The sequence below is a fragment of the Amycolatopsis sp. NBC_00438 genome (assembly GCF_036026695.1).
Lineage (GTDB): Bacteria > Actinomycetota > Actinomycetes > Mycobacteriales > Pseudonocardiaceae > Amycolatopsis.
Genome location: NZ_CP107923.1, coordinates 914,920 through 939,667, shown reverse-complemented (window position 1 = coordinate 939,667; position 24,748 = coordinate 914,920). Strand labels below are relative to the sequence as shown.

At 71.9% G+C, this 24,748-nt stretch carries 25 protein-coding genes; 13 read left to right on the top strand and 12 right to left on the bottom strand.

What is annotated here, in order from left to right; all coding sequences use genetic code 11:
- Positions 1-8 precede the first annotated feature (8 nt).
- The 3 genes from OG494_RS04515 to OG494_RS04505 form a co-directional block, all read right to left on the bottom strand.
- A complete protein-coding gene (locus OG494_RS04515) occupies positions 9-974 on the bottom strand; it encodes a hypothetical protein (protein ID WP_328452222.1) in 966 nt (321 codons plus the stop codon).
- Between the two features lie 220 nt (positions 975-1,194).
- Positions 1,195-1,341, bottom strand: coding sequence for a hypothetical protein (locus OG494_RS04510; RefSeq protein WP_328452220.1), 147 nt, complete (start codon positions 1,339-1,341; stop codon positions 1,195-1,197).
- Between the two features lie 113 nt (positions 1,342-1,454).
- A complete protein-coding gene (locus tag OG494_RS04505) occupies positions 1,455-2,168 on the bottom strand; it encodes a Crp/Fnr family transcriptional regulator (RefSeq protein WP_328452218.1) in 714 nt (237 codons plus the stop codon).
- Positions 2,169-2,258: 90 nt separating this feature from the next.
- On the opposite strand from OG494_RS04505, the gene rnhA reads away from it, so the two are divergent.
- The 5 genes from rnhA to OG494_RS04480 all read left to right on the top strand — a co-directional run bounded on the left by rnhA (position 2,259) and on the right by OG494_RS04480 (position 8,114).
- Positions 2,259-2,738 carry a ribonuclease HI gene (gene rnhA, locus OG494_RS04500; RefSeq protein ID WP_247054110.1) on the top strand — a complete coding sequence of 160 codons (480 nt, stop codon included), beginning with the start codon at positions 2,259-2,261 and terminating at the stop codon, positions 2,736-2,738.
- A 51-nt stretch (positions 2,739-2,789) separates the two neighbouring features.
- Positions 2,790-3,170, top strand: a complete 381-nt coding sequence (locus tag OG494_RS04495; protein WP_328452215.1) for a YchJ family protein — start codon at positions 2,790-2,792, stop codon at positions 3,168-3,170.
- A 9-nt stretch (positions 3,171-3,179) separates the two neighbouring features.
- Positions 3,180-3,602 carry a hypothetical protein gene (locus OG494_RS04490; protein WP_328452214.1) on the top strand — a complete coding sequence of 141 codons (423 nt, stop codon included), beginning with the start codon at positions 3,180-3,182 and terminating at the stop codon, positions 3,600-3,602.
- Between the two features lie 78 nt (positions 3,603-3,680).
- Positions 3,681-4,913: a hypothetical protein gene (locus tag OG494_RS04485; protein WP_328452213.1), complete on the top strand. Its 1,233-nt coding sequence runs from the start codon at positions 3,681-3,683 to the stop codon at positions 4,911-4,913.
- A 123-nt stretch (positions 4,914-5,036) separates the two neighbouring features.
- Entirely contained in the window at positions 5,037-8,114 is a 3,078-nt protein-coding gene (locus OG494_RS04480; protein ID WP_328452212.1) for a glycosyl hydrolase 2 galactose-binding domain-containing protein, read from the top strand.
- On the opposite strand, the gene OG494_RS04475 is transcribed toward OG494_RS04480, so the two are convergent.
- A complete protein-coding gene (locus tag OG494_RS04475; RefSeq protein ID WP_442874463.1) occupies positions 8,111-9,559 on the bottom strand; it encodes a carboxylesterase/lipase family protein in 1,449 nt (482 codons plus the stop codon). The two genes, OG494_RS04480 and OG494_RS04475, sit on opposite strands and share 4 nt — an antisense overlap.
- A gap of 34 nt (positions 9,560-9,593) precedes the next feature.
- On the opposite strand from OG494_RS04475, the gene OG494_RS04470 reads away from it, so the two are divergent.
- On the top strand, positions 9,594-10,076 hold the full coding sequence (locus OG494_RS04470; protein ID WP_328452208.1) for a hypothetical protein: 483 nt from the start codon (positions 9,594-9,596) through the stop codon (positions 10,074-10,076).
- Here the strand turns inward: OG494_RS04470 and OG494_RS04465 are convergent.
- Positions 10,073-11,650 (bottom strand): beta-N-acetylhexosaminidase, encoded by a 1,578-nt coding sequence (locus tag OG494_RS04465; protein WP_328452206.1) that lies wholly within the window; start codon positions 11,648-11,650, stop codon positions 10,073-10,075. The two genes, OG494_RS04470 and OG494_RS04465, sit on opposite strands and share 4 nt — an antisense overlap.
- Positions 11,651-11,789: 139 nt before the next feature.
- On the opposite strand from OG494_RS04465, the gene OG494_RS04460 reads away from it, so the two are divergent.
- Positions 11,790-13,673 (top strand): Na+/H+ antiporter, encoded by a 1,884-nt coding sequence (locus OG494_RS04460; RefSeq protein WP_328452204.1) that lies wholly within the window; start codon positions 11,790-11,792, stop codon positions 13,671-13,673.
- 10 nt (positions 13,674-13,683) lie between these two features.
- Entirely contained in the window at positions 13,684-14,370 is a 687-nt protein-coding gene (locus tag OG494_RS04455) for a histidine phosphatase family protein (RefSeq protein ID WP_328452202.1), read from the top strand.
- Here the strand turns inward: OG494_RS04455 and OG494_RS04450 are convergent.
- Both OG494_RS04450 and OG494_RS04445 read right to left on the bottom strand, forming a co-directional pair.
- Positions 14,354-15,097 carry an ABC transporter permease gene (locus OG494_RS04450; RefSeq protein ID WP_328458868.1) on the bottom strand — a complete coding sequence of 248 codons (744 nt, stop codon included), beginning with the start codon at positions 15,095-15,097 and terminating at the stop codon, positions 14,354-14,356. The two genes, OG494_RS04455 and OG494_RS04450, sit on opposite strands and share 17 nt — an antisense overlap.
- Before the next feature lie 17 nt (positions 15,098-15,114).
- Positions 15,115-15,615 carry an MmpS family transport accessory protein gene (locus OG494_RS04445; RefSeq protein WP_328452200.1) on the bottom strand — a complete coding sequence of 167 codons (501 nt, stop codon included), beginning with the start codon at positions 15,613-15,615 and terminating at the stop codon, positions 15,115-15,117.
- Between the two features lie 190 nt (positions 15,616-15,805).
- On the opposite strand from OG494_RS04445, the gene OG494_RS04440 reads away from it, so the two are divergent.
- Complete coding sequence (locus tag OG494_RS04440; protein ID WP_328452198.1) at positions 15,806-16,234, top strand: YybH family protein; 429 nt, start codon at positions 15,806-15,808, stop codon at positions 16,232-16,234.
- A gap of 233 nt (positions 16,235-16,467) precedes the next feature.
- Here OG494_RS04440 and OG494_RS04435 read toward each other — a convergent pair whose 3' ends face one another.
- Positions 16,468-16,890 (bottom strand): NUDIX hydrolase, encoded by a 423-nt coding sequence (locus OG494_RS04435; protein WP_328452196.1) that lies wholly within the window; start codon positions 16,888-16,890, stop codon positions 16,468-16,470.
- 9 nt (positions 16,891-16,899) lie between these two features.
- Here OG494_RS04435 and OG494_RS04430 point away from each other — a divergent pair, with 9 nt between their 5' ends.
- The 4 genes from OG494_RS04430 (at position 16,900) to OG494_RS04415 (ending at position 20,725) form a co-directional block, all read left to right on the top strand.
- The gene (locus tag OG494_RS04430; protein ID WP_328452194.1) at positions 16,900-17,613 is read left to right on the top strand and encodes a helix-turn-helix domain-containing protein; all 714 of its coding nucleotides are present in this window, start codon (positions 16,900-16,902) and stop codon (positions 17,611-17,613) included.
- Between the two features lie 106 nt (positions 17,614-17,719).
- Positions 17,720-18,697: a LacI family DNA-binding transcriptional regulator gene (locus tag OG494_RS04425; RefSeq protein ID WP_328452192.1), complete on the top strand. Its 978-nt coding sequence runs from the start codon at positions 17,720-17,722 to the stop codon at positions 18,695-18,697.
- 738 nt (positions 18,698-19,435) lie between these two features.
- Positions 19,436-20,017: a DNA-binding protein gene (locus OG494_RS04420; RefSeq protein ID WP_328452191.1), complete on the top strand. Its 582-nt coding sequence runs from the start codon at positions 19,436-19,438 to the stop codon at positions 20,015-20,017.
- Positions 20,018-20,068: 51 nt separating this feature from the next.
- Positions 20,069-20,725: an RES family NAD+ phosphorylase gene (locus tag OG494_RS04415; protein ID WP_326951223.1), complete on the top strand. Its 657-nt coding sequence runs from the start codon at positions 20,069-20,071 to the stop codon at positions 20,723-20,725.
- Here OG494_RS04415 and OG494_RS04410 read toward each other — a convergent pair.
- Genes OG494_RS04410 through OG494_RS04395 form a run of 4 tightly spaced genes read right to left on the bottom strand, consistent with a single transcriptional unit; the run spans position 20,707 to position 24,707 of the window.
- A complete protein-coding gene (locus OG494_RS04410) occupies positions 20,707-21,360 on the bottom strand; it encodes an HAD family hydrolase (RefSeq protein WP_328452187.1) in 654 nt (217 codons plus the stop codon). The genes OG494_RS04415 and OG494_RS04410 overlap by 19 nt on opposite strands.
- The gene (locus OG494_RS04405) at positions 21,353-21,685 is read right to left on the bottom strand and encodes a hypothetical protein (RefSeq protein ID WP_328452185.1); all 333 of its coding nucleotides are present in this window, start codon (positions 21,683-21,685) and stop codon (positions 21,353-21,355) included. The genes OG494_RS04410 and OG494_RS04405 overlap by 8 nt, the downstream gene beginning before the upstream one ends.
- A 48-nt stretch (positions 21,686-21,733) precedes the next feature.
- Positions 21,734-23,689 carry a S9 family peptidase gene (locus tag OG494_RS04400; protein WP_328452183.1) on the bottom strand — a complete coding sequence of 652 codons (1,956 nt, stop codon included), beginning with the start codon at positions 23,687-23,689 and terminating at the stop codon, positions 21,734-21,736.
- A gap of 55 nt (positions 23,690-23,744) precedes the next feature.
- Complete coding sequence (locus OG494_RS04395; protein ID WP_328452181.1) at positions 23,745-24,707, bottom strand: TerC family protein; 963 nt, start codon at positions 24,705-24,707, stop codon at positions 23,745-23,747.
- Positions 24,708-24,748: the final 41 nt, after the last annotated feature.

Here is a 24,748-nt window from a genome sequence, read left to right as displayed (position 1 = left end):
GGCCTCCCTCATTCCTCCCGGGGGTCGAACGACCACTGCAGGCCGTAGCTCAGCCCCTGGTGCAGCTCGTGGAACTCGAGCCCCACCTCCCCGACCCGGTTGACCGTCAGCGCGTCGCCCGAGTCGACGCCGTCGTCGATCACCCGGCCCGGCACGCCGTTGAGCCGCCACACCCGGGCCGGCGGATCGGCCCGGTCGAAGCGGACGCGGACCGAGAACTCCTCGCAGCGGCGCAACGGGGTGAGGGCGTAGTACGGCCGCAACGACGTCCGCCGCGGGGTGAACCGGATGCCGTACTCGTGGCGCTGGCCCAGCCGCAACGGGCTGGGCAGCCGCATGACGAACTGCGCGTGGCTCGCCGAAATCTGCTTGGCCTCGACGATTTCGCCGCCGAAGAGCACGTCGGCGGTGATGTCGGGCGCCGGGTCGGTGCCGGGCACGGCCGGGACGCTGAAGGACAGGACCAGTTCGTCGAGCTCGTCGACCTCCGCGACGATCCGGCGTTCCTCCTGCAGGTCCGGGAGATCGCGGTCGAACCGGAGCATCACCTTCATCGACTCGACGTACCAGCCGGCCAGCGGATGCGGGTCCCGGCCCCGGCCGGGTTCGCCGAGCAGCTCGTCGAGCCGGCGGAAGGCGAGGTCGATGCGGCGGCGCGCGGTGCGCGGGTCCCGGTCGAGCGTGCCGGCCAGCCACGAGATCCGCCGGTCCAGGAACTCCCCGGCCGCCTCTTCGTGCAGGCCCAGTGCCGCCAGCGCGGCCAGCCGCAGGTCCGGGGGCAGCCGGCCGCAGAGCTCGGTGAGCCGCAGGACGAGCTTGTGCCGCGCGGCGGCGGGCGAGTCGGCTTCGGCGATCCCGCACGCCTCGCGCAGGCACGGCCCGATCCGCTGGTGCAGGTCGGTGGCGTCCAGACCGCGGCCGCGGCGCAGCTCGTTCAGCTCGCGCACGAACGGGAAGGAGTTCTCCGCCGTCACGGGCCCTCCTCGCTGCGGCGGAAAGGGAGCCGCGGAACGGCTCGTCACGCTACCAGTGGCGGTTCCGCGGTGGAATGACAAAAGGGGGACAGTTCGTGCGCCCGCGAATAGCCCGGCCGGTCGACCCCCCACGAGCCGGCCGGCCGGGCCGCACCGCGGGTGCGTCAGTTCGCGCCGAAGATCAGCGCCCAGATCGAGTGGCTCTCCATCACACACCTCCTCATCGCTGCACCCAGGACGAGGCGGGGGCCGGTGCGGCCGGCGTCACGGCATCTCCGGAGGCCACCAGCAATCCCGCGATCACGCCGATGGCGAACGCGGCGGAAACGGACTTCACCAGGGTCCGGATTTTGCAGTAGACGTTCACGACAAGCACTCCCCCGAGCCTCGCTCAAAAACGGATTCCGGCCGGTGGCATCTCTTTTCTTTTCCGGCCGATTCCAGAATGACGCGAGGAGCGCGTGGGGCAGATGCCCGTTGTCACGGGCCTTGTGTGCCGTTTGGCTCAGAACGGGCCAGGGCGCGCAGGACGTGCATCCGGCGGATGAGGATGCGTTTGCGGCCGGTCTCGACAACGCCCCGCTCCCGCAGGACGGCCAGCGCCCGAGCGACGGTCCGGCGGGCGGCGCCGACCTGCCCCGCCATGTCTTCCTGCGAGAATCCCGCCTCGATCACGATGCCCTCCGGCACGGTACGGCCGTGCTCTTCGGCCAGCCGCACGAGGTGGACCGCGACCCGATGGCTCACGTCGTAGGCCGCCGAGGCGACGCGCGCGTTCTCGGCGGCGCGCAGCCGGACGGCGACGGTCTTGATCGTCGCGATGGCGATCTCGGGCCGGGCCCGCAGCACGGCGAGGAACTGGGCACCGGTCAACTGGACGACCTGGCACGGTTCGATGGCGCGGCACGACACCGTGCGCGCCCAGCCGTTGATCGCCGCCAGTTCGCCCAGCACTTCGCCGGGGCCGCGCAGGCCGAAGAGCACCTCGCGGCCGTCCTCGACGATCTTCGAGATCCGCACCCAGCCCGAGACCAGCACGTGGACGTGGTCGGACGGGTCGCCTTCCATGAGCACGTAGTCGTCGGCGCGGAAGCGGCGGCGGACGCCCTGGGCGAGCAGGTACTCGCGGTCGGCGTCGGTGAGGTAGGCCAGCAGTGCGCCCTCGGGCGTGTCACTCGCGTCGTGCCCGCTCATCGGAGCCCCTCCCACTCCGTTCCGGATCTCCACCGTAACCCCGGCGTGGTGGCCCGGGGCGAGGGCAGGACGACCGGTAGGGTCGCCGCCGTGGCAGGCGAGGACGGACAGGCCGTGGAGATCTACACCGACGGCGCGTGCAGCGGAAACCCGGGACCCGGCGGCTGGGGCGCGGTGCTGACGTACGGGCGGCACGAGCGCGAGCTGTACGGCGGCGAAGCCACCCCGACGACGAACAACCGCATGGAGCTGACAGCGCCGATCCGCGCGCTGGAGAGCCTGAAGCGGCCGTCGCAGGTCCGGGTGTTCACCGACAGCACGTACGTGCGCAACGGCATCACGCAGTGGCTGCCGCGGTGGAAGAGCAACGGCTGGAAGACCGCGGCGCGCGAGCCGGTCAAGAACGCGGACCTGTGGCAGCGCCTCGACGAAGCCGTCCGCGAGCACGAAGTCGAGTGGCTCTGGGTGAAGGGCCACGCGGGCCTCCCGGGCAACGAGCGAGCGGACCGCCTCGCGGTGCGCGGCGCCCAGGAGGCGCGCGAGAGCGGCAAGCCGGTCAACGCGGACTAGTCCACAAAGGACGGCCGCACCGGGCAGGCAGCGACGTGGCACAATTCCCCGATGTCTCCCGCTTCCTGCCCGTGCGGCCTCACCGGGTCCTACGCCGCCTGCTGTGGCCGGTTCCACGACGGCGGCCTGGCGGCGCCGACCGCCGAGCTGCTGATGCGGTCCCGGTTCAGCGCCTTCGCCGTCGGGGACGCCGCTTACCTGCTGCGCACCTGGCACCCGGACACCCGGCCGCGGAAACTGTCGCTCGACGCCGGCCAGGAGTGGACACGCCTGGAGATCCTCGCCCGCACCGGCGGCGGCCTGCTGCACAACGAGGGCACGGTCGAGTTCCGCGCGCACTACCGCCACCGGGGCCACGACGCCTTCATGGAGGAGAACAGCCGCTTCCGGCGCGACGCCGGCCAGTGGGTCTACCTCGACGCGGAAGCCTGAGGCGGCCGGATGGGCACCGTCATCGTCGGCGTGGCCGGGACCCTGCTCGGTGTCCTCTTCGGTGGTGCCCTCCAGCACCTGCAGGCGTCGCGCGCCCACCGGTGGCAGCGGGACGACGCGCTCGGCAAGCTGAAGCAGGCCGCGTACGCCGAATTCCTGCGCTCGATCAGCGCGAGCTACGGCCAGGCGATGGCGGGCCAGCGGACCCGCACCGAGGACGCCCGGCTGCACGCCGTCACGGCCGAGATCGAAGTCCTCGCCGATCGCGAGGTGTCCGGGCCGGTCCGGGACCTCACCGGCACGATCGTCGACGTGCACTCGAAGCTCGCCGAGGGCGTCGGCGTCGAGCAGACGACCTTGGCCGCGGTCGATCGCCGCCGGCTCGAGGTGGTCGCCCTCTTCAAGGCCGACCTCGGGATCACGCAAACCTGAGGCCGGGCGGACCGGATCAAGGGCAGTCGCCGAAACCCGTCCCACGCACCACCTCCGCCGTGCTAAAACTGGGCGGCGATGGGGAAATTGACGCGCCGCGCCCGGGCGAAGGCGGACTACTTCGGCTTCATCGGCGCGCGGGAATGGCCGCTCGCCGCGTCCGGGCTGGGGGTGCTGCTCGGCGTCGTCACCATTCTGCCCAGCGCCGTCGGCATCGCGCTCTCGGTCGTCGCGCTCGGGCTCGGGATCACCACCTTCACCCGGGACGTCCGGCTGCTGCGCCGTCGCTGGGCCGGGTTCGAGTTCACCACGATCGCCGCGCCCTTCCCGACCGACGACCTGCCGCCGCCCGCCGCCTATCCGCCGTCGGGCTACCTCGCCGTGCCCGCTCGGGGGACCGCGCTGGTCAGCGCCGCGATCGACCGGGATCTGTGGGCGGCGCAGCACACGATCACCGTCGCCGAGGAGCCCTACCGGCTGCCGCCCGCGCTGAAGGCGACCGCGCCGCACGTCCTTCCGCTGCGCGCCCGCGGGCGGCTGCTCTTCAACGGCCCGGTCGTCGGCATGCACGGCGATCCACTGCCCGCCGCCGGCGCCCGGCCCGCGCCGATCCGGCTGCACCGGGCGCGGTTCTTCGACGCCGTCTGCTCGAACGAGCTCGGCACGCTGCGCATCACCCGCGGCGAAACCGGCGAAGAGTACGACCTCCGCAAGGCCGAGCTCACCGACTCCGCGGGCGCGCTGCGGACGTTGAGCAGCAGCACCCTGACCGACCTGGTCGGCGTCTCCACCGTCGCCTTCACCACCGACGGCAAGCTCGTCACCGTCCGGCAGTCGTCGCTCAACGCCGCGAGCGGGCTGCTGCTGGCGCCCTCGGGCAGCGGCTCGCTCGAACCCCGTGACCTGCGGACCGCGGACGGCGAACCCCGGCGGCTGCTGCACGACGCCGTCCGCGCGGGCATGGAACGCGAACTGTGCGAGGAAAGCGGGCTCAGGCCCGAAGACGTCCACGAGACCCGGCTGGTCGGCTTCGCGCGCTGGATGGAGCGCGGCGCGAAGCCGGAGTTCTTCGGGCTGACCGAACTGGCCGTCGACAGCGGCGACGTCGCCGGCCTTCGCCCGGTCAGCGGCGAACGCCTCTACAGCGCCGGGGCGACGCTCTTCGACGTCGACCTCGCGGCGGTCGGCGCCGCGCTGGCCGCGGGTGTCCCGCTGAGCGGGGCACTACCACGGCGGATCTGGGAAGACGGCTCGCTGCCGCTCCTGCTGGCCCTGCGCGCGGCGGCCGCGTGGCACGCGGCGCAGAGCTGACCAACCGGACGAACACCCCTGTTCCCGGGGTGACCGGGCCGCTACTATCGTCCGCAATTGTTAGGAAAGCTCCCTAACGATGGTCACCTTTCCTCGCCGCCGTGGTGCCTAGGAGGCGCGCTAGTGAGTCATCGGCAAAGAAGAACCACGACGACGCTGTTGGCGGCGGTCACGCTCGCCGTCGCGCTGGGCGGGGCGGCCGTCCCGGCGGCCGCCGGCGGGCAGGTGCCGGCCGGAGCCACCGTCGCCGCGGCCGGGCCGGCCACCGCGGTCCCCGGTTTCCTGATCCAGTCCTCGGCCCAGGTCAGTGACGACCCGGCGGTCTCGAAGCCGGGCTTCAACACCGCCGGCTGGTACCCCGTCGGCCCGCGCTCGACCGTCTACGCCGGGCTGCTCGCCAACGGCAAGTACGCCGACCCGTTCTACTCGACGAACATGAAGAACGTGCCGACCGCGGACTTCAAGGTCCCGTGGTGGTACCGCACCGACCTCACCGTCACCGACACCACCCAGCGCACCTACCTCGACTTCAGCGGCGTGCTGTCCAAGGCCGACGTCTGGGTCAACGGGACGAAGATCGCGGACAAGGCGCAGGTCACCGGCGCCTACACCCGCCAGGACCTGGACATCACCGCACAGGTCAAGGCGGGCACGAACAGCGTCGCGTTCAAGGTCTACCCGAACGACCCCGACAAGGACCTGTCGATGGGCTGGATCGACTGGGCGCAGACCCCGCCGGACCAGAACATGGGCATCGTGCGGGACGTCCTCGTGCGCCGCAGCGGGCCGGTCGCGCTGCGCGGCGGCCACGTCGTCACGAGGCTGACCGGGACGACGCACGCCGACCTGACCGTCAAGGCCGACGTCCGCAACGACTCGGCGGCCGCGGTCTCGGCCGTCGTGTCCGGCACGGTCGCCGGCAAGGCGATCAGCCAGACCGTTTCCCTGGCGGCCAAGGAAAAGAAGACCGTCACCTTCCCGGTGATCGGGATCGACAACCCGCAGGTGTGGTGGCCGGCCGGGATGGGCGGGCAGCCGCTCTACGACCTCGACCTGACCGCGAGCGTCGGCGGCGCGGCGTCGGACACCTCCCACGAGAGCTTCGGCGTGCGCGAGGTCAAGGCGCCGAAGAACGCCGGCGGCGGCCGGTCGTACACGATCAACGGACGCCCGCTGCTGATCAAGGGCGGCGGCTACTCGCCGGACCTGTTCCTGCGCTGGAACCAGCAGTACGCGGCGGACAAGCTCGCCTACGTCAAGGATCTCGGGCTCAACACCGTGCGCCTGGAAGGGCACATCGAGCCGGACGAGTTCTTCGACCTCGCCGACCGGATGGGCGTGCTCACGCTGCCCGGCTGGGAGTGCTGCGACAAGTGGGAAGGCCAGGTCAACGGCAGCGAGAAGGGCGACCCCTGGACCGCCGCCGACTACCCGGTCGCCAAGGCGTCGATGACCGCGGAGGCCGAACGCCTGCGCGACCACCCGAGCGTCATCTCCTTCCTCATCGGCAGTGACTTCGCGCCCGACGCGACGATCGAGAAGAACTACCTCGACGCGCTGACCGCCGCGGACTGGCCCACCCCGGTGGTCCCGGCCGCGTCGGCGAAGTCGTCGCCGCAGCTCGGCGCGTCCGGCATGAAGATGAACGGGCCGTACGACTACGTCCCGCCGAACTACTGGTACGACAAGGCGCATTCCGATCTGGGCGGTGCGTGGGGCTTCAACTCCGAGACCAGCGCCGGGCCGGACATCCCGACGATGGACACGCTCAAGCGGATGATGTCGCCGAGTGAGCTGGACACGTTGTGGAAGAGCCCGTCGACCGCGCAGTACCACCGGTCGTCGTCCTCGACGTTCGCCAACCTGAAGCTCTACGGCGACGCGCTGACCGGCCGCTACGGCAAGCCGGCGAGCCTGGACGACTTCGTCCGCAAGGCGCAGCTGGCGCAGTACGAGAACGTCCGCGCCGAGTTCGAGTCGCACTCGCGCAACTTCAGCGACAGCTCGAACCCGTCGACCGGGATCATCTACTGGATGCTCAACAGCGGCTGGACGTCGCTGCACTGGCAGCTGTTCGACGCCTACCTCGACCAGAACGGCTCCTACTTCGGGGCGAAGAAGGCGAACGAGCCGCTGCACATCCAGTACTCGTACGACACGAAGTCCGTCGTGGTGGTCAACCACAACCACGACGCGGCGTCGAACCTGACCGCGTCGGTCAAGCTCTACAACCTCGACGGGACGGAGAAGTTCACCCAGTCGAAGACGCTCTCGGTGGGCGGTGACGGCGCGAAGACCACCGCGCTCACCATCCCCGCGGTGAGCGGCCTGTCGACGACGTACCTGGCGAAGCTGGTCCTGACCGACCCGTCGGGCAAGGAGGTCAGCCGCAACGTCTACTGGCTCTCCACCAAGGCCGACACGCTCGACTGGGACAACAGCGACTGGTACTACACGCCGACGACGTCGTACGCCGACCTGTCCGGGCTGAACGGCCTCGGCCAGGTGGCGGTCGACACGGCGGCGACTTCGGCGGCCGGCTCCGACGGCACCACGACCACCAAGGTGACGCTGAAGAACAGCTCCACCGGCAAGCTGCCGGCGTTCTTCGTCGACGCGCACGTCCTCGGCGCGGCGGGCGCACCGGTGCTGCCGGTGAAGTGGACCGACAACCAGGTCAGCCTCTGGCCCGGCGAGTCGGCCACGCTGACCGCGACGTACCGGACCGCGGACCTCAAGGGCGCCAAGCCGTCCGTGCGGGTCGCGGGCTGGAACACCGGCACGAAGACGGTGCCGGCGGACGGCACGGCCGGTCCCGGCAACCCGGCCGACCACCAGGCCGAGGACGCCACGATCACCAGCGGTGTCGCGGAGTCGAACCACACCGGCTTCACCGGCAGCGGGTTCGTCAACTACGACAACGCGACCGGCAGCGCGGTGGAGTTCTCCGTCGACGCGGCCGCCGCCGGCCCCGCCGACGTCGTCCTGCGGTACGCCAACGGCACCACGGTGAACCGCCCGATGGACGTCTCGGTGAACGGCACGAAGGTGGCGTCCGCGCTCGCCTTCGGCGGCACCGGGAACTGGGACACCTGGCAGACGGTCACGGTGCACGTGACGCTGACCGCCGGGGCGAACAAGATCAAGACGACCGCGACGACCGCCAACGGCGGCCCGAACGTCGACAAGATCACCGTCTAGCCCAAGTCCGTGAATGGCACATCGAGGGACTCTGAGTCCTTCGATGTGCCATTCACGGCTTGAAGGGTGTCCCAGAGCTGGCGCTGGGCGCGGTCCGGGTCGGGGACCGTGGTGCTGACGTCGTCGAAGAGGCGTGTGACGCGGTCGAGTGGCGTGTAGCGCGGCCAGCCCGGGTCGCCGGTGGCGATGAACCGGACCCAGGCGTCCGACATCTCCGTCGCCAGCGCCTGGAAGCGCTCGGTCGGGCGTTTGCGGCCGGCGAAGAGGAACCGCCAGTTCCTGTTGCCGATGTCGTCGAACGTCAGCGGCAGGTCGAGCCCGTGCGGTGCGCCGAGGCCACGGCCGCGGGGCGCGATCCGCCAGTCGAGGCGGTACATCCAGGCGTCGCGCTGCTTCTCGGCGAACCGGATCGCCGGGATCCACCAGTCCCCCGCCGTCAGCGCCCGGTTGCGGACCTGGTCCTCGGGCCAGTCGAGCAGCTCGGCGTACGCCGCGACGGCCTTCTCGACCTCGGCGGGCGTCAGCATCGTCGAGCCCACGCCCAGGAGCTTCGCGCCGCCCGACTGCAGCCAGCTGAACAGGTCTTCCTCGTCGGCCGTCGTCCCGATGAGCAGCGGGACTCGGCGGACGCCGTCGAGCGGGCGTTCGGGCAGCAGGTCGCCGTCGACGACCACGCGGTAGGTGACCTTGGTGCCCGAGGCGGCCGAAACCCGTTGCTGCGCTTCGAGAATCCGCGTCACCGGCAGTGTCGCCAGCTCGGCGGGCGAGACGTCGAGCTCGGCCAGCACCTGCGACGCGATCGCCGCGCCCTCGGCCGGGGTGTGCACCACCGCGCCGACGCCGGTGCCGCTCTGCACGATCGCCTGGCCGACCAGCCCGCGCGTGGCGGGCACGGCCAGCAGCGTGCCGACCGTGCGGCCGCCGTTGGACTGCCCGGCGAGCGTCACCCGCGCCGGGTCGCCGCCGAACGCGGAGACGTTGCCGCGTACCCACTCCAGCGCGGCGACCTGGTCGCGCAGGGAGAGGTTCGAGTCGGCGACGCCGGGCAGGTGCAGCATGCCCAGGACGCCGAGCCGGTAGGCGACGGTCACCACGACCACCCCGCGCCGGGCCAGCGCGGACCCGTCGAACTGGTGCGGCGCCCCCATCACGCCGCCTCCGCCGTGGATCCACACGAGCACCGGGTACGGGCCGGGCGCGTCCGGCGCGTAGACGTTGACGTAGAGGCAGTCCTCGTCGCCGGTGAAGCCCCGCCCGGTCAGCTCGGGTTGCGGCGCCCGGGGCGCCCAGCCGGTCGCGTCGCGGACGCCGGACCACGCCGGCGCCGGGCGCGGCGCGCGGAAGCGCAGCTCCCCCACCGGCGGCTCGGCGTACGGCACGCCGAGGAACGTCCTGACCCCGTCCCGCGCGGAGCCGCGCACCGCGCCACCCGCGATCTCTGCCATCGTCACGAAGCCAGCCTAGGCGGACAATGCCCGCATGGTGCTCCGCGTCCTGTCGGTCGTCCTGCTCGTCGCCCTCACCGCGATCGGCGCGGCCGCGGTGCTCGCCGGCGTCGCGGAACAGCACGCCGCCGACACCGCGTACGTCGCCGACTTCGCGAGACCGGGCGCGGAGTGCGGGTCGGGTGAGGTGCACTTCGACGAGTCCGACGGCGTGGTGCTGGCCTGCCTGCCGCGCGGCGGGTCCTCGGTGCGCTTCCCGGGCTTCAGCGACGCGCAGAACGACGACGTCGAAGCGCTGGCGAAGAACCTGGGCGCGGACTCGCTGTCGACGGTCGACCGGGCCCGCATCCAGCAGCGCGTCGACGAAATCGCCGCGACCGTGCCGGAGCCGGCCCGGCCGCACTACGACGAGGGCATGTCGCTCGGCCCGGTGTGGGGCGCCGGGCTGGCCTGGGCGGGCGGCGCGGTGGCCCTGCTCGGCGGACTCGGGCTGTACCTGCGCCGCCGCCGCGGCTAGGAACCGGCCGGCCAGGGCACCTGCGGCGACTTGTAGTACTTGAGCCCCAGCAGTTTCCAGAGCGGTCCCTGGGTGGCGAGCCGCTTCGAGAAGGCCGTCCAGTCGTGCGTGCTCTGCGGCGACCAGCCGAGTTCGGCGATCGCGGCGAGCCGCGGGAAAGCCAGGTACTCGACGTCGGCGCTCGTCTTGACCGTCTCCGTCCACAGTGGAGCTTCGACGCCGGAGACGGCGGACTCGGCGACGCCGGACAGGTACGCGCCGGGGTTCCAGTCGTAGGCCTTCTTGACCTCGACCAGCCCGGCCCAGTCCTGCCCGATCGGCGAGCTCGACGTGTACTTCATGTCGAGGTAGGCGTGGTTCGCCGGGGACAGCACGAGCTTCGTCCCGTTCTTCGTCGCCGTCGCCACCGCGCTGTTGCTCGTCGTGGTGTCCCAGAACTGCGCGACGGTGCCGGCCGCCGGGGTCGCGTTGACGACCTCGTGCCAGGCCACCGCGCTCTTGCCGTGCGACGCGGTGAGCTGCTGGACGCGGTTCATGAACGTCTTGTAGTCCGCCGGTTTCGTCGACGCCGCCTCGTCGCCGCCGATGTGCAGGTACTGCCCCGGCGTCAACGCGGCGAGCTGGCCGAGGACGGCGTCGAGGAAGGTGTACGTGATCTCCTTCGACGTGCACAGCGAACTGAACCCGACGTCGGTGCCGGTGTAGAGCGGGCGCGCCTTGCCGTCGCAGTTCAGCTCGGCGTAGGAGGCCAGCGCGGCGTTCGTGTGGCCCGGCATGTCGATCTCCGGGACGACCGTGATGTACCGCGCCTGCGCGTAGGCGACGATCGCCGCGTAGTCGGCCTGCGTGTAGTAACCGCCCGGCCCGCCGCCGGTCTGGGTGCTGCCGCCGTAGGTCGCCAGCCGCTCCCAGCCGTTGATCACGATCCGCCAGCCCTGGTCGTCGGCCAGGTGCAGGTGCAGCGTGTTCACCTTGTAGCGGGCGAGCTGATCGACGTACCGCTCGACCTGGGCGACGGTGAAGAAGTGCCGGGCTACGTCGAGCATCGCGCCGCGGTGGCCGAACCGCGGCCGGTCGGTGATCCGGCCGCCGGCCAGCACCCACGGCCCCGTCGTCACGGTGGCGCCCTGCGCGGCCGGCGGGAGCAGCTGCAAGAGCGTCTGGACGCCGGCGAACAGGCCCGCGGCCTGCCGGGCCCGCACGACCACGCCGGACGCCGTGACGTCGAGCTGGTACCCCTGGTCACCGACCGAATCCGGGGCGCCCGAGAGCAGCAGCCGGACGCCGTCGGTGCCGGACGGTGGTGAGTGCACCGGGATCGTGTAGCCGGTGGACCGGCGCAGGGTCGTCGCGAGCTGCTCGCCGATCGCGGCGACGTCGGCGGAGATCGCGACGCCGGAGCCGAGGGTGAACGTCACCCCGCTCGCCGGGACCGCGCTCGCCGGCGCCGGGACGACACTGCTGAACGGGACGGGCGCCGCCGAGGCGACCGACCCGCTTCCCGCCAGCGCCGCGGCCGTCAGCGCGGCCACCAGGCCGAGCCACAGCACACGTCTGGTCCGTGAGACCGCCATCAGAACCCTCCATGATCGGACGAAACGGATCAGGCAGGGCCGGAGGAGATGGCGGCGTCCGCTCCCCGAGCCGGGGAAGATTCAACCAGAACGGACCCGCGCGGCACACCGCCACGACGGTCCGGGTGATGATTACCCCGTGCACATCGCGGCAGAGATAGTGGCCCTGGTCGTGACCGTCCTCATCGTCAGCGCCCTCGCGCGGCGGCTGGACTGGTCCGCACCCCTGTGCCTGATCGTCGTCGGCGTCGGCGCGTCCTACGTGCCCGGCGTCCCCGAGTACCACCTGGACCCCGAGGTCGTGCTGCTCGGCCTGCTGCCGCCACTGCTGTACTCGGCGGCCATCCAGACGTCCCTCGTGGACTTCCGCAAGAACCGCGGCGCGATCGGCCTGATGTCGGTCGGGCTGGTCGTGTTCACCGCCTTCGGTGTCGGCCTGGTCGCCTGGGCGGTGATCCCCGGCCTGCCGCTGGCCGGCGGGATCGCGCTCGGCGCCATCGTCGCCCCGCCGGACGCGGTCGCCGCCAGCGTCGTCGCGCGCCGCGTCGGCATGCCCCGCAAGCTGATCCGGCTGCTCGAAGGCGAGAGCCTGTTCAACGACGCGGCCGCGCTGGTCGCCCTGCGCACGGCCGTCGCCGCGCTGGCCGGCTCGGTCAGCCTCTGGCAGGTCGGCGCCGACTTCCTGCGCGCGGCCATCGGCGGGATCGTGGTCGGCCTGGTCATCGGGTTCGCGGCGGCGTTCATCCGGGCGCGGATGAACGAGCCGGTGCTCGACACCGCGCTGTCGTTCGCGGTGCCGTTCATCGCCTACATCCCGGCCGAGGCGATCCACGGGTCCGGCGTGCTCGCGGTGGTCGTCGCCGGGCTGATCCTGGGGCACAAGGCCCCGAAGATCCTCTCCGGCTCCGCGCGCCTGGCCAGCAGGCTGAACTGGCAGACCATCGCGTTCCTGCTGGAGAACATGGTCTTCCTGCTGATCGGCCTGCAGCTGCGGCGGATCCTCAGCGAGGTCAGCGAATCCGGGCTTTCGCTGGGGCTGCTGACCTGGATCTGCGTGGCGGTGCTCGCCGCGACGATCCTCACGCGGATGCTATGGCTGATCGGCATCGGCACCGTGAAACGGCTCGAACGGCGGCTGCTGCCGAACAAGGCGCAGGCGAAGATCTGGCCGTGGCGCTACTCCGCGGTGATCTCCTGGGCGGGGATGCGCGGGGTCGTGACGCTCGCCGCCGCGTTCGTGCTGCCGACGGACACCCCGCAGCGCGCCGTGCTGGTGCTCGCCGCATTCGTCGTCGTGGCCGGCACCCTCGCCGTGCAGGGCATGACGCTGCCGCCGCTGATCCGGCGGCTGCGCCTGCCCCGGCCGGACCCGGCCGAGGACGCGCTGCAGGAGGCGTCCGTGCTGCACGACATGACCACCGCGGCGCTGGCGAAGCTCGAGGAGATCCGGCAGCCCGACGACCCGCCCGAGATCATCCAGCGCATCCGCGACCGGCTGCAGAACCGGTCCGACTCGGCGTGGGAGCAGCTCGGCCGGCAGAGCGTGCTGGCCGAGACGCCCAGCGACGCCTACCGCCGGCTGCGGATCCAGCTCCTCGAGGTGGAACGCGAGCAGTTCCTGAAGGCCCGTGCCGCCGGCAGCGCCGACGACGACGTCCTGCGGAAGGTCCTGGAGGGCCTCGACATCGAGGAGTCGATGCTCGACCGGGCCGACGAGGAACCCGACGTCGAGGGGCGCGAGCTGCGCACCCCGGCCGCGACCGCGGGTTCGTGCAAGCACCTGGCCCACGAGTGGGTCGACCGGGATCCCAGCTCGCCGGACACCTGCGCGGCCTGCGTCGAGGAGGGGACGACCTGGGTGCACCTGCGGATGTGCCTCAAGTGCGGCAACGTCGCGTGCTGCGACTCCTCGCCGCGCCGCCACGCGACCCGGCACTTCCACGAGAGCCGGCACCCGGTGATGCGCAGCTTCGAGCCCGGCGAGACCTGGCGATGGTGTTTCGTGGACAAACAGCTCGGCTAGGGTCGAGGCCATGAGCACGCCCGAGCAGGAGATCGAGTACCGGCAGCACCGGTTCACCCCGCCGACCGGCGCCACCGAGATCTTCCTGGTCCGGCACGGCGAATCCGCGCCGGCCCGGGCCAGCGACCCGTTCGACCTGGTCGAGGGCCAGGCCGACCCGGACCTCGCGCCGGAGGGCCGCGACCACGCCCAGCGCGTCGGCGTCCGGCTGGCCGGCGAGCGGATCGACGCGATCTACGTGACGACGTTGCGCCGCACGGCGCAGACCGCGGCGCCGCTGGCCGAGAAGCTCGGGATCACGCCGGTCGTCGAACCCGAGATGCGGGAGATCCACCTCGGCGACTGGGAGAACGGCCTCTTCCGCAAGTACACGACCGACGGCCACCCGATCGTCGACCGGCTGTGGGCCGAGCAGCGCTGGGACGTCATCCCGGGCGCGGAGTCCGACGAGGCGTTCGGTGCCCGGCTGCGCGGCGCGCTCACCCGCATCGCCGCCGCCCACCCCGACCAGCGGGTCGCGGTGTTCACCCACGGCGGCGTGATCGGCGAGGTGTTCGCCCAGGCCAGCCGCTCGGTCGAGCGGTTCGCCTTCCTCGGCGCGGACAACGGCTCGATCTCGCACCTGGTGCTGCACGGCGACCACTGGATCGTGCGGCGTTTCAACGACACCGCGCACCTGGCTACGCCGCTCGGCTGAGCTTCCCGGCGGCGGCGAGCTGCACGGTCACCAGGATCGACACGGCCTCCGCGGCCAGCAGCCCGATCAGGACGAGCACCTGCGTCGTGCCCGCCTGGAGCGGGCCCGCACCGCCCAGCAGCACCCCGACGTACGCGCCGGGCAGGGTCACCAGGCCGACCGTGCGGGTCTGGTCGAGCGCCGGGATCAGGGCGTGGCCGGCGCTCGGGCGGCAGATCTCCAGCGCGGCCGGGCGGGGCATGAACCCGAGGGCGAGAGCGGCTTCGTACTCGCCGTGGCGGGCTTCGAGTTCGTCCAGCGCCCGCCGCGCGGCCTGCGACGTCGCCGTCATCGCGCCGCCGATCACGATGCCCGCGATCGGCACGACCGCGATCGGGCGCAGCGGGACGACGCCGGCGCCGAGGACCAGCGCCAGCACCGGTGCGACACCGGCGGCGATCGCGAGGGCCGTCCACGGCAGGTTCGACCAGCCGCCGGCGCGGCGCGCGGACGTCGCCGCGGCGATGCCGAACATGAGCAGCACGAACAGGCCGGTCAGCGGGTTCGAGCGCAGGATCGCGGTGATCACCAGCGACACGAGGGCCAGCTGCGCGACCGCGCGGGCGGCGGCGATCAGCACCGCCCGCCCTTGGCCGAGCTCGCCCCAGTGGACGATGGCGGCGCCGGCCACGGCCAGCAGGACCAGCACCGCGATCAGGGCGGGCCCGAAGGTGATCACGCCTTCGATCCTGCCCTACGCGGCTTTCAGACGGCGCAGCTGAACTGGCGGCCCGGCTCGCTGGTGGCCTTCTCGGAGAGCACGACGCCGTCGACGACGATCCGGCAGCGCAGCTCGCCGGGGCCGGGGTTCTGCGCGGCGATGCTGTAGAACTCGGTGCGGTCGGCCGGGCCGACGCGGGTGAAGGTCGCCGACCACGGTGTGGCGACCTCGGCCTCCTGGACGAGCGCCGATCCCGCGGCCGAGTAGGTGACGTTGCGGGCGCCGCCGGCACCGAGCAGCTCGTAGACGACGGAGTGGGTCACGGTGCTGACCGCGGCCGGCACGACGGGAGCGGCGACGGGCTCGTCCTTGACCGGGCCGCGAGCCGACCGCGGCACCACGTACGACGTCACGACGAAGGCCAGGACCAGCACCCCGAGCACGACGACCACATTGCCGGTGGGCCGGCAGCGGCCGCGATCACGTCCGGCGAGCGGGACAGGCGGGGCGGGCGAGGCGGACGGCGTCACGATCGGAACACCCATGGAGAGGTCTTCTCTCGTCGAGCGCACTTCCGTCGAGTGCGTCGCCTACATCTCGCCGTGACCTGACTCCGCGTTAGCGCCCGATCGGTGAGAAGTCCAACTTTCACCCAATCGGGCGTGCCGCGGACCTCACATTCGCGCGGGCTGCATCGTCGTTATCAGTGGAGGTCCACAACCGAAGGGGACAGCGATGACAACGGCACACGACGTGATCCGGCAGCAGGTCGGCAAGATCGTCGACGGGATCCACGCCAAGGATCTCGACGCGCTCAGGCGGATCTACGCGGCGGACGTCGTGTCGTTCGACGTCGAGCCGCCGCTGCAGCACGTCGGGGTCGAGGCGAAGCTGAAGAACTGGGCGAGAGCGTTCACGTTCTTCGCGGAGGTGAGCTACGAGGTCCGCGACCTGGCTCTCACCGTGGGTGACGACGTGGCGTTCGGCCACTGCTTCGGCCGCCTCAGCGGCACCCTGGGCGACGGAACGGCGACGAACGGAATGTGGGTCAGAGCCACGTTCTGCTTCCGCAAGATCGACGGCGACTGGCTGATCGTCCACGACCAGACCTCGGTGCCCTTCGACATGTCCAGCGGCCGTGGAGTGGTGGACCTCGACCCGTGACCAGCCGTTCGGCCCCGGCGTCGGCGAGCATCCGCACGGTAGGCGGTCGCGGCGTCGTGAGGCTCGAGCCGTTCGGCTTCGGCTTCGGCTTCCGCACGACAGGCGGGCGCAGCGTCGCGAGGCTCAAACTGTCACCGATCGACCAGGTCGGCTTCAGACATGCATCCCCCACACCCGTGCCCCGTCGGCGAGCATCCAGTGGGCGACCGCGGCGTCGCGGGCTCGAGCCGTGCTCAATCCACCAGGCCGGCTTCGGCGAGCATCCGCAGCACCCGTTGCCCGGCCGGCGGGCACAGCGAAGCGTCCGCCGAACCCAGCCAGGCCGCCTCCGCGATCTCCCGCGACGGCGCCGGCTCGCCCTCGTGCGCGGCCGTGTAGCAGGTCATCCGCACCAGGCGGCCGTCGGCGAACCCGTCCGCCTGCTCCTCCAGCGCGGCGAAGAACCGGAAGCTGAGCGGGTCGAGCGTGATCCCGAGCTCTTCACGGATCTCCCGGCACAACCCCGCGACGTCGCCCTCGCCCGGCTCGCGCTTGCCGCCGGGCAGGTAGAACTTCGTCTTTCCGTTGGTGCGGACCGACAGCAGCCGCCGGTCGCGGACGTGGATCCAGGCCAGCGAGTCGACGGGCGGCGCGAAATTGTCGGACCCAAGGTGCATGATCGGAGTATGTACGAAGAGGTGGCACCACCCCCGCCGCTGCGGGGCGTCGCCCGCTGCGTGTGGCGGTCGGCCGCCTCCGCGCCGAAGCGGATCGTGCCCGATGGCTGCCTGGACCTGGTCGTCGGCGAGGCCGGCGTGTTCGTCGCGGGCCCGGACACCCGGGCCTGGTCGTCGGTGACCGCGCCCGGCGAGGTCATGCGCGGCGTCCGGTTCACCCCCGGCCGCGCGGCGGCGGTGCTCGGCGTGGCCGCCGACGAGCTGCGCGATCGCCGCGTCCCCCTGCGTGAGCTGTGGGGCCACGAGGGTGAGCTGCTCGCCGAGCGGCTGCTTTCCGGCGACCTGTCCCCGGCGGCCGCGGTCGCCGCCCGGTTGCCGGGCGCCCCGCCGCCCGATCCGGCGGTGGCGGCGCTGGTCGCACGGCTGGACGCCGGGGCCACCCGGGTCACCGAAGCCGCCGGTCGCGTCGGCGTCGCCGAACGCCGGCTGCGGCGTCGCTTCGTCCAGGCGATCGGCTACGGGCCGGCCACCTACCTGCGGGTGAGCCGGTTCCAGCGCGCGGTCTCGCTGGCGATGCGGGCCCCGGGGCTGGCCGCGCTGGCCGCCGCCGCGGGCTACGCCGACCAGGCGCACCTCAGCCGGGACGTCCGCGCGCTGACCGGCCTGACCCCGCGCGTCTACTTCGCCGGGCGGTCCACTGTGGACGAGGCCCGTTCGGCGTAACGGCGGAGGTGGGGCGCGGCCCGGATCGGTGAGCGGGCGGTGCGCGACCACCGGGAGCGCTATCCTCCCCTTCGACGTGTGACCAGGGCTTCGGTCGGGAGGGTGTGTGGCCACCATCAGCGACGTCGCGGCGAGGGCCGGCGTCTCCACGGCGACCGTGTCGCGCGCGCTCAACGGCAAGTCCACAGTGGACCCGACGTTGGCCGCGCGGGTGCAGGAAGCCGCCACCGAACTCGGCTATCACCCGAACGGCTTGGCCCGGAACCTGCGCCGGCAGGAGACGGCGGTGCTCGCGCTGATCATCTCCGACGTCGAGAACCCGTTCTTCACGGCGATCGCGCGCGGCGTCGAAGACCTCGCGCAGCGGTCCGGCTACTCGGTGGTGCTCTGCAACTCGGACGAAAACGAGGACAAGGAGCGGCGCTACATCGAGGTCGCGCTGCAGGAGCGGGTCGCCGGGGTGGTGCTGTCCCCGACCGGCCGGTCGACGAACGTCGAGGGCCTGCACCGCCAGGGCACACCACTGGTGGCGGTGGACCGGCCGCTGCCGGCCGCGGCGGGCGACCAGGTGCTGGTCGATACCCGCCACGCGGCGGCCGAGGCGACCCGCCACCTGCTGGCGGGCGGCTACCGCCGGATCGGCTGCCTGACGGGCCCCGCGGGCGTCCGCACGGCCGACGACCGCCTTGCGGGCTACGCCGACGTGGTCGGCGAGGACAACGTCGTGTCCCGGCGGGCGGAGTACCGCGCGGAAGGAGCCCGGCTGGCGGCATTGGAGCTGCTGGACGAGCCGTCCCCGCCGGACGCGCTCCTGGTCGCGAACAGCACGATGGCGATCGGAGTCCTGGAGGCGCTGTCGGCCCGCGGCCTGCGCTCGGGCCGCGACATCGGCATCGTCTCCTTCGACGACGCCCCCTGGACCACCCTGATCGACCCGCCCCTGACGGTGGTTGCCCAGCCGGCCTACGAAGTCGGCCGGGTAGCGGCGCAACTGCTGCTGGCGCGCATCTCGGACAGCACCCGCGACACGACCACCACCACGCTGGAAGCCCGGTTGATCGAGCGGAAGAGTTCCCGCCGCTGACCCCACGGCCCGGCGGAAAGTCGGCTGGCTCACCGAGCGGATCGGCTCACGCATCGAGAAGTCGATTCACGCGCCCAGGTCGCCCGGCCGGGCCTACCCAGAAGGGTCGGCTCGCGTACCCGGACAGTCGACTCGCGTTCCCAGAGGGTCGGCCCACGTACGCAGAGAATCGGCTCGCGTGCCTGGAGAACCGGCTCGAGCACAAGGATGGTCGGCTCGCGTGTCTAGAGAGTCGGCTCGTGTGCCTGGAGAGTCGGCTCGCGTGCCCGGAGAGTCGACTCGCGTGCCCGGAGAGTCGGCTCGCGTGCCTGGAGAACCGGCTCGCGTGTCTAGAGAGTCGGCTCACGTGCCTGGAGAGTCGGCCCGTGTGCCTGGAGAGTCGGCTCGCGCGAATCCGGACCGGAGGCGAGAGCCGGGGACAGACGTGCCTGGGGGGCCGGCTCGTGCCAGGCCCCCCAGGCACGCCCCACCCCCTGTGTCCCCCATGGCCGGCGGCAACCCGCCGGATCCTGTGAGCACGGAGCGGAAATCGTTTACTCACACGGAACGTAAGGTCCGGACCGTGGCGTGTCAAGCCTGGACAAGCTCGCCCGATGCGGGCAGACTTTGCGAAAGTTGCCTACTCAACGTGTTGGATAATGTGCGTAAAGTGTCGATCTCTGGTGAATTCGCCCACAGATAGGGCACGAACCCGCACGAACCCGCACAGCCGCGCTGTTTCGGGTTAACCTGAGCGGCATGTCTGTAGCGCTGGAGAACATCCTCGCCAAGGCGGGTCTGAAGGTCGACGCGAACGAGTTCCTCACGCTCGTCGAAGACGCGGCGCGCAGACTGTCCCCACCGAATCCGGATCCCTCGCACTACTTCTCGGCCGACCAGCGCGCCGCGCTCACCGATGTCGGCCTGGACCTCTCGCCGCGGCGAGAAGAAGAGCCGGACTTCCGGGCGCGCACCGTCGCCGCCCACGCCGTGCTCGCCGAAGGCGCTCTCAGTGTCAACGAAGCCGCGAAAGCCCTGGGGGTCGACGACAGCCGGATCCGGCACCGCCTCAAGGAAGGGCGCCTGACCGGCTGGAAGGACGGCGGCTGGCGGCTCCCGGCGTGGCAGTTCGCCGGCTCGGGTGTGCTGCCCGGCCTCGAGGTCGTGCTCAAAGCCCTGCCCGAGGACCAGCCCGCGCTGGTCGTCGCCGCGTTCATGAGCACTCCCCAACCCGATCTGGTGATCAACGACCACCCGGCGACCCCGCGCCAGTGGCTCCTCTCGGGCGGTGACCCGGAGCACGTCGCGCGCCTCATCGCCACGCTCGGCTCGCCGTTCTAGGCTGGGCCTCCCCGAGCAAGATCACCGACAAGGACGGACCACCCCCGACCCATGGCCCGGCTACCGCTGCCGCCCGCCCGATCCGTCCTGGTCCGGCAGCTGAATCGCGCCAGTGACGTGGTGACGGTCCAGCCCGCGACCAGGCTGGTGCGGATCTTCACGGCGCACGGCAACCACCCTCAGCAGTGGAACTCGTTCCGCTACACCGGCCCGCTCCCGCACGGCCGGTTCGACCAGCAGTCGCCCGGCCGCGGTGGCGCGCCGGTCACCGACCCCGCGAACGGGGTGCTCTACTTCGGCCTCACCGTGCGGACCTCGATCGCGGAGGTCTACCAGACCAGCTCGACGGTCGACCGCCGCACCCGCGGTCCCCGGCTGGTCGTGGTCCGCCCGACCCGCACGCTGCGCCTGCTCGACCTGACCGGCCTGTGGCCGACCCGGGTCGGCGCGTCGCAGGAGATCTCGAGCGGGCCGAAGAAGCTGACGCAGGCCTGGGCGCGCGCGATCCGCGCGGCCTTCAGCGACCTCGACGGCCTCTGGTACCGCTCCTCGATGGACTCCGGTGACCCCGCGATCTGCCTGTGGGACCCGCCGGCGGGCGCGGCCCTGCCGATCGCGCCGGACGTCCTGCTGCCGCTCGACCACCCCGGCCTGGACGTCCCGCTGGGCCGCGTCTGCGAAGAGCTGAACTACACGCTGCTGAACTGAGCTTCGAGCAGGGGGACGACCGCTCGTAGGTCACCGTCGTCGACGACGTGGGTCGCGGCGGCCCGGGCCGCCGCGTCGCCGTTGAACGCGACGCTCATCCCGGCCGCGGCGAACAGCTTCAAGTCCGAACGGCTGTCCCCGATCGCGGCGCACCGCTCCGGCGGAAGCCCCAGGCCGGCCGCGAAACTCAGGGCGAAGTCGCGCTTGCCGTACTCGTCGAGGTGCCGGCCGACACGGCCGGTGTAACGTCCGCCGTCGGCCTCGGGCACCGTCCCGCAGGCCGCGGCGAAGCCGAACCGGTCGACGAGCATCTTGCCGACCGGCGCCCACGCGAGCGTGGTCAGGATCGGCCGCAGGCCGTGGGCGCGGCACCACGCCACGGTCTCGGCGATCCCGTCGACCAGCGGCAGCGTTTCGAGGTGCGCCCGGACCTCCGCCTCCGAGTGTCCGGCCCAGCCTCGGGCGTCGACCGTCGCCACCTCTTCGTTCGTGATCCGGCCCTCGGCGTAGGCGATCTCGGCCGCGATCAGCGCGTCCCCGCCGCCGAGCCGCGCGGCGACCCAGGCCGACGAGCTCGTGCCGGGCACGAGCGTGCCGTCGACGTCGAAGCACACCAGCCCGCGCAGCTCAGCCAAGGGTGCCCCGCGGGCAGACGAACCCGACGATCTCCGAGGCGATCAGCCCGGCCTGCTCGGCCGGGTCGGCGTCGAGGATCGCGCGCGTCTCCTCTTCGGAAGTCCGGAAGAACGCCACCCCGGTCACCGGCAGCGCGGCCGACGGCTCCGGGATCGCCCCCGCGAGCCGCAGCGCCCCGGCGGCCTGCTGGGCGCGGGCCGCGGACAGGTGACGGGCCCGCAGTTCCCGCGCCATCTCGTCGGAGATCTCGTCGGCGCGGGGTCCCTTGCGGAACAGCACCATGCGCCAGGTCTCCAGTTCGAAATCCACCTCGGGCAGCGTCATGGGTACGAAGATTCGCAGGCCGCCGCGGCCGGGACAAGACCGGTGCGGTTACAGGTGCCGCCCCCACCACTCGAGGATCGCGTCGAAGCGCTGGACGCGGTGGCGCGGCCGGCCGGACCGGGACAGTTCGTGGCCTTCGCCGGGGAACAGCAGGAACTCCGCGTCCGCGCCGGCGCGGCGCAGCGCGACGAACATCCGCTGCGCCTGCTCCAGCGGGCAGCGCCAGTCCTGCTCCGAGTGGACCACCGCGAACGGGATGCGGATCTTGTCCGCGTAGCTGAGCGGGCTGCGGTCGCGCTGCACCTCGGGGTCGGTGCCGATGTAGGAGTCGACGAACGAGTAGCCGATGTCGGAGCTGCCGACCATCGAGTCCCACGCGTTCACCGCGCGCTCGCTCCACGCGGCGCGGAACCGCTCGCCGTGGTGGGCCGCGAGCCAGCTCGTCATGAACCCGCCGTACGAACCGCCCATGATCCCGACGCGCGAAGCGTCCAGATCCGGGCGCTCCAGGGCCTTGTCGAGCAGGGCCAGCACGTCGTCGGCGTCGACCGTGCCGAAGGCGTGGGTGATCGCGTGACCGTGCTGCTGGCCGTACCCCGCCGACCCGCGCGGGTTGCCGAGCACCACGGCGTACCCCGCCGACGCGAAGACCTGCGCCTCGTCGAACACCGCCCAGTCCTGCTGGGCGAACGGGCCGCCGTGCACCACGCGCAGCACCGGGTGCGGGCCCTCGCCTTCGGGCAGCACCAGCCAGCCGTGCACCGCGTAGCCGTCCGGGGCCCGGGTCTCCAGCTCGATCAGCGGCCGGAGTCCCTTGTCCCGCAACGGCTTCGAGTAGTCGGTCAGCACGCGCGGGGTGTCCGCGCCGAGCAGCACGACCTCGCCGGCCGTCTCCGGCGTGGCGACGACCGCCGCGATCACCGGGCCGTCCACGGTGAACGACCGGAGCACGGTGAGGTCCGCGTAGACCACCGGCAGGTCGGCCAGCGGCGCGTCCGCGGCGTCGAACGGGACCGCGCGCAGTTCCACCGCGCCGCGGTTGCGGACGGCCACGAGCACGTCGCCCTCGCGCACCGCCGGCGGCCCGGCGGACGCGTCGCAGTCGACCGTCTCGATGTCGGTGAGCCGGCGGGCCTTCACCGCTCCGGCGCCGAACGCCGGTGTCGCGGCGTAAAGCCCGGTCGCCGCGGCCTCGCGATGCTCCGCAAAGGACTGTCCGAAGTAGAACAACGTGCCGTCGGGGCCGAACACCGGGCGCTCCGAGTAGCCCTCGCCGCGCACGACGACCTCGGGTTCGCCGCCCTCGGCGGCGATCGCGCAGAGGTCGCGCACCTCGGTCTCGGCCGCACCCCAGTCCGGCGGCGCGGTGAAGACGATCCGGGTGCCGTCGGGCGTCCACACCGGGCCGGCCGGGTCGAACCCGCCCGAGGTCAGCGGCTCCGGCTCCAGCAGCTCGCCCGCCTCGAAGGCCGCGACGGCGTCCACCGCGAACAGGCGCTGGACGCGGTCGAGGAGGAACCCGACGTCGTCGATCCGGTAGTCCATGCGCGTGATCCGGCGCGGGGCCTCGGCCGCCGGTTCCGGTGTCTCGCCGTCGGCGTCCGCCGTCCCGTACCGGCCGGCTTCGGGCACCCTCGCGACGAAGGCGACGCGCCGGGAGTCCGGCGCCCACACCGGCTCGCCGACGCCGAGGTGCAGCGACGTGAGGCGCTTCGCCTCACCGCCGCCGGCCGCCATCAGGTGCAGCTGCGGGCGCCCGTCGGCACCCTCGCCCTCGCCGGCGCGCAGGAACGCCACCCAGCGCCCGTCCGGGGAGATCGACGGCGCCGAGTCGCGCGGACCGTGCGTCCACGCGGACTCGCCGCCGTCGAGCGACACCCGCCGCAGCGCGCTGTGCGCGGCGTTCGTCTTCAGGTCGGGGTTCTGCACCGCGGTCAGCAGCAGGTCTCCGCGCAGGGCGGGACGGCCGGGGACGACGATGGCTTCGATGTCGGCTGGGCGCACCCGTCCGACCGTACCCGAATCCTTTAGCGGTGCGAACGACTTTAGTCGGGCGGCGTCACGCCGCCACCTGCTTGCGCTCGTCGCGCCGGGCCTTCGCGAGGCTGGCCACCGTCGTGATGGTGAGCACGACGATGATCACGCCGAGGGAGATCCAGTTGTTGATGTCCAGCCAGTCCGGCACCACGTGGTACTCGTGCAGCGCGTGCAGGAACAGCTTCGCGCCGATGAACGCGAGGATCACGGCGAGGCCGTAGGTGAGGTAGACCAGCTTGGTCACCAGGCCGCCGAGCAGGAAGTAGAGCTGCCGCAGGCCCATCAGCGCGAACGCGTTGGCGGTGAAGACGAGGAACGCCTCCTGCGTGATGCCGAAGATCGCCGGGATCGAGTCGACGGCGAAGAGCAGGTCCGCGGAGCCGATGGCGACGATCACCAGCAGCATCGGCGTGATCATCCGCTTGCCGTTGATCTTCACCGTGTACTTGTGGTCGTGGTAGTCGTCGGTGACCGGGGCGATCTTGCGGACCTGCCGGGTGACGGCGTTCTCGTGGTACTCCTCGTCCTCGCCCTTGCCGCGCAGCATGCTGATCGCGGTCCAGACCAGGATCGCGCCGAAGAGGAAGAACACCCAGACGAACTGCTCGATCAGGGCGGCGCCGACGGCGATGAACACACTGCGCATCGCCAGCGCCAGCAGGATCCCGACCAGCAGCACGCGGTGCTGGTGGATGGCAGGCACCTTGAACGACGCCATGATGATCATGAAGATGAACAGGTTGTCGACGCTCAGCGAGTACTCGGTGATGTACCCGGTGAAGAACTCGACCCCCGGGTCGTGCCCGGCGAAGAACCACACGCCGGCGCCGAAGAGCACCGCGCAGGACACGTAGAAGACCACCCAGCGCGCGGCTTCACCCGTGGTGACCGCGTGCGGCTTGTGATCGACGATGACCAGGTCGAGCGCGATGAGCGCGAGCAGGCCACCGATCGTGGCGATCCACAGCCACAGGGGGACAGTCATGGAACTCGAACCTCCGGATAGTGCGCATGAGCAACTAACCG

Bases quoted from the DNA above. Each gene is read 5' to 3' on its own strand.
- OG494_RS04505 (WP_328452218.1), bottom strand. From the start codon at position 2,168: ATGAGCGGGCACGACGCGAGTGACACGCCCGAGGGCGCACTGCTGGCC.
- OG494_RS04495 (WP_328452215.1), top strand. From the start codon at position 2,790: ATGTCTCCCGCTTCCTGCCCGTGCGGCCTCACCGGGTCCTACGCCGCC.
- OG494_RS04490 (WP_328452214.1), top strand. From the start codon at position 3,180: ATGGGCACCGTCATCGTCGGCGTGGCCGGGACCCTGCTCGGTGTCCTC.
- OG494_RS04485 (WP_328452213.1), top strand. From the start codon at position 3,681: ATGGGGAAATTGACGCGCCGCGCCCGGGCGAAGGCGGACTACTTCGGC.
- OG494_RS04475 (WP_442874463.1), bottom strand. From the start codon at position 9,559: ATGGCAGAGATCGCGGGTGGCGCGGTGCGCGGCTCCGCGCGGGACGGG.
- OG494_RS04470 (WP_328452208.1), top strand. From the start codon at position 9,594: ATGGTGCTCCGCGTCCTGTCGGTCGTCCTGCTCGTCGCCCTCACCGCG.
- OG494_RS04465 (WP_328452206.1), bottom strand. From the start codon at position 11,650: ATGGCGGTCTCACGGACCAGACGTGTGCTGTGGCTCGGCCTGGTGGCC.
- OG494_RS04455 (WP_328452202.1), top strand. From the start codon at position 13,684: ATGAGCACGCCCGAGCAGGAGATCGAGTACCGGCAGCACCGGTTCACC.
- OG494_RS04445 (WP_328452200.1), bottom strand. From the start codon at position 15,615: ATGGGTGTTCCGATCGTGACGCCGTCCGCCTCGCCCGCCCCGCCTGTC.
- OG494_RS04440 (WP_328452198.1), top strand. From the start codon at position 15,806: ATGACAACGGCACACGACGTGATCCGGCAGCAGGTCGGCAAGATCGTC.
- OG494_RS04435 (WP_328452196.1), bottom strand. From the start codon at position 16,890: ATGCACCTTGGGTCCGACAATTTCGCGCCGCCCGTCGACTCGCTGGCC.
- OG494_RS04430 (WP_328452194.1), top strand. From the start codon at position 16,900: ATGTACGAAGAGGTGGCACCACCCCCGCCGCTGCGGGGCGTCGCCCGC.
- OG494_RS04420 (WP_328452191.1), top strand. From the start codon at position 19,436: ATGTCTGTAGCGCTGGAGAACATCCTCGCCAAGGCGGGTCTGAAGGTC.
- OG494_RS04415 (WP_326951223.1), top strand. From the start codon at position 20,069: ATGGCCCGGCTACCGCTGCCGCCCGCCCGATCCGTCCTGGTCCGGCAG.
- OG494_RS04405 (WP_328452185.1), bottom strand. From the start codon at position 21,685: ATGACGCTGCCCGAGGTGGATTTCGAACTGGAGACCTGGCGCATGGTG.
- OG494_RS04395 (WP_328452181.1), bottom strand. From the start codon at position 24,707: ATGACTGTCCCCCTGTGGCTGTGGATCGCCACGATCGGTGGCCTGCTC.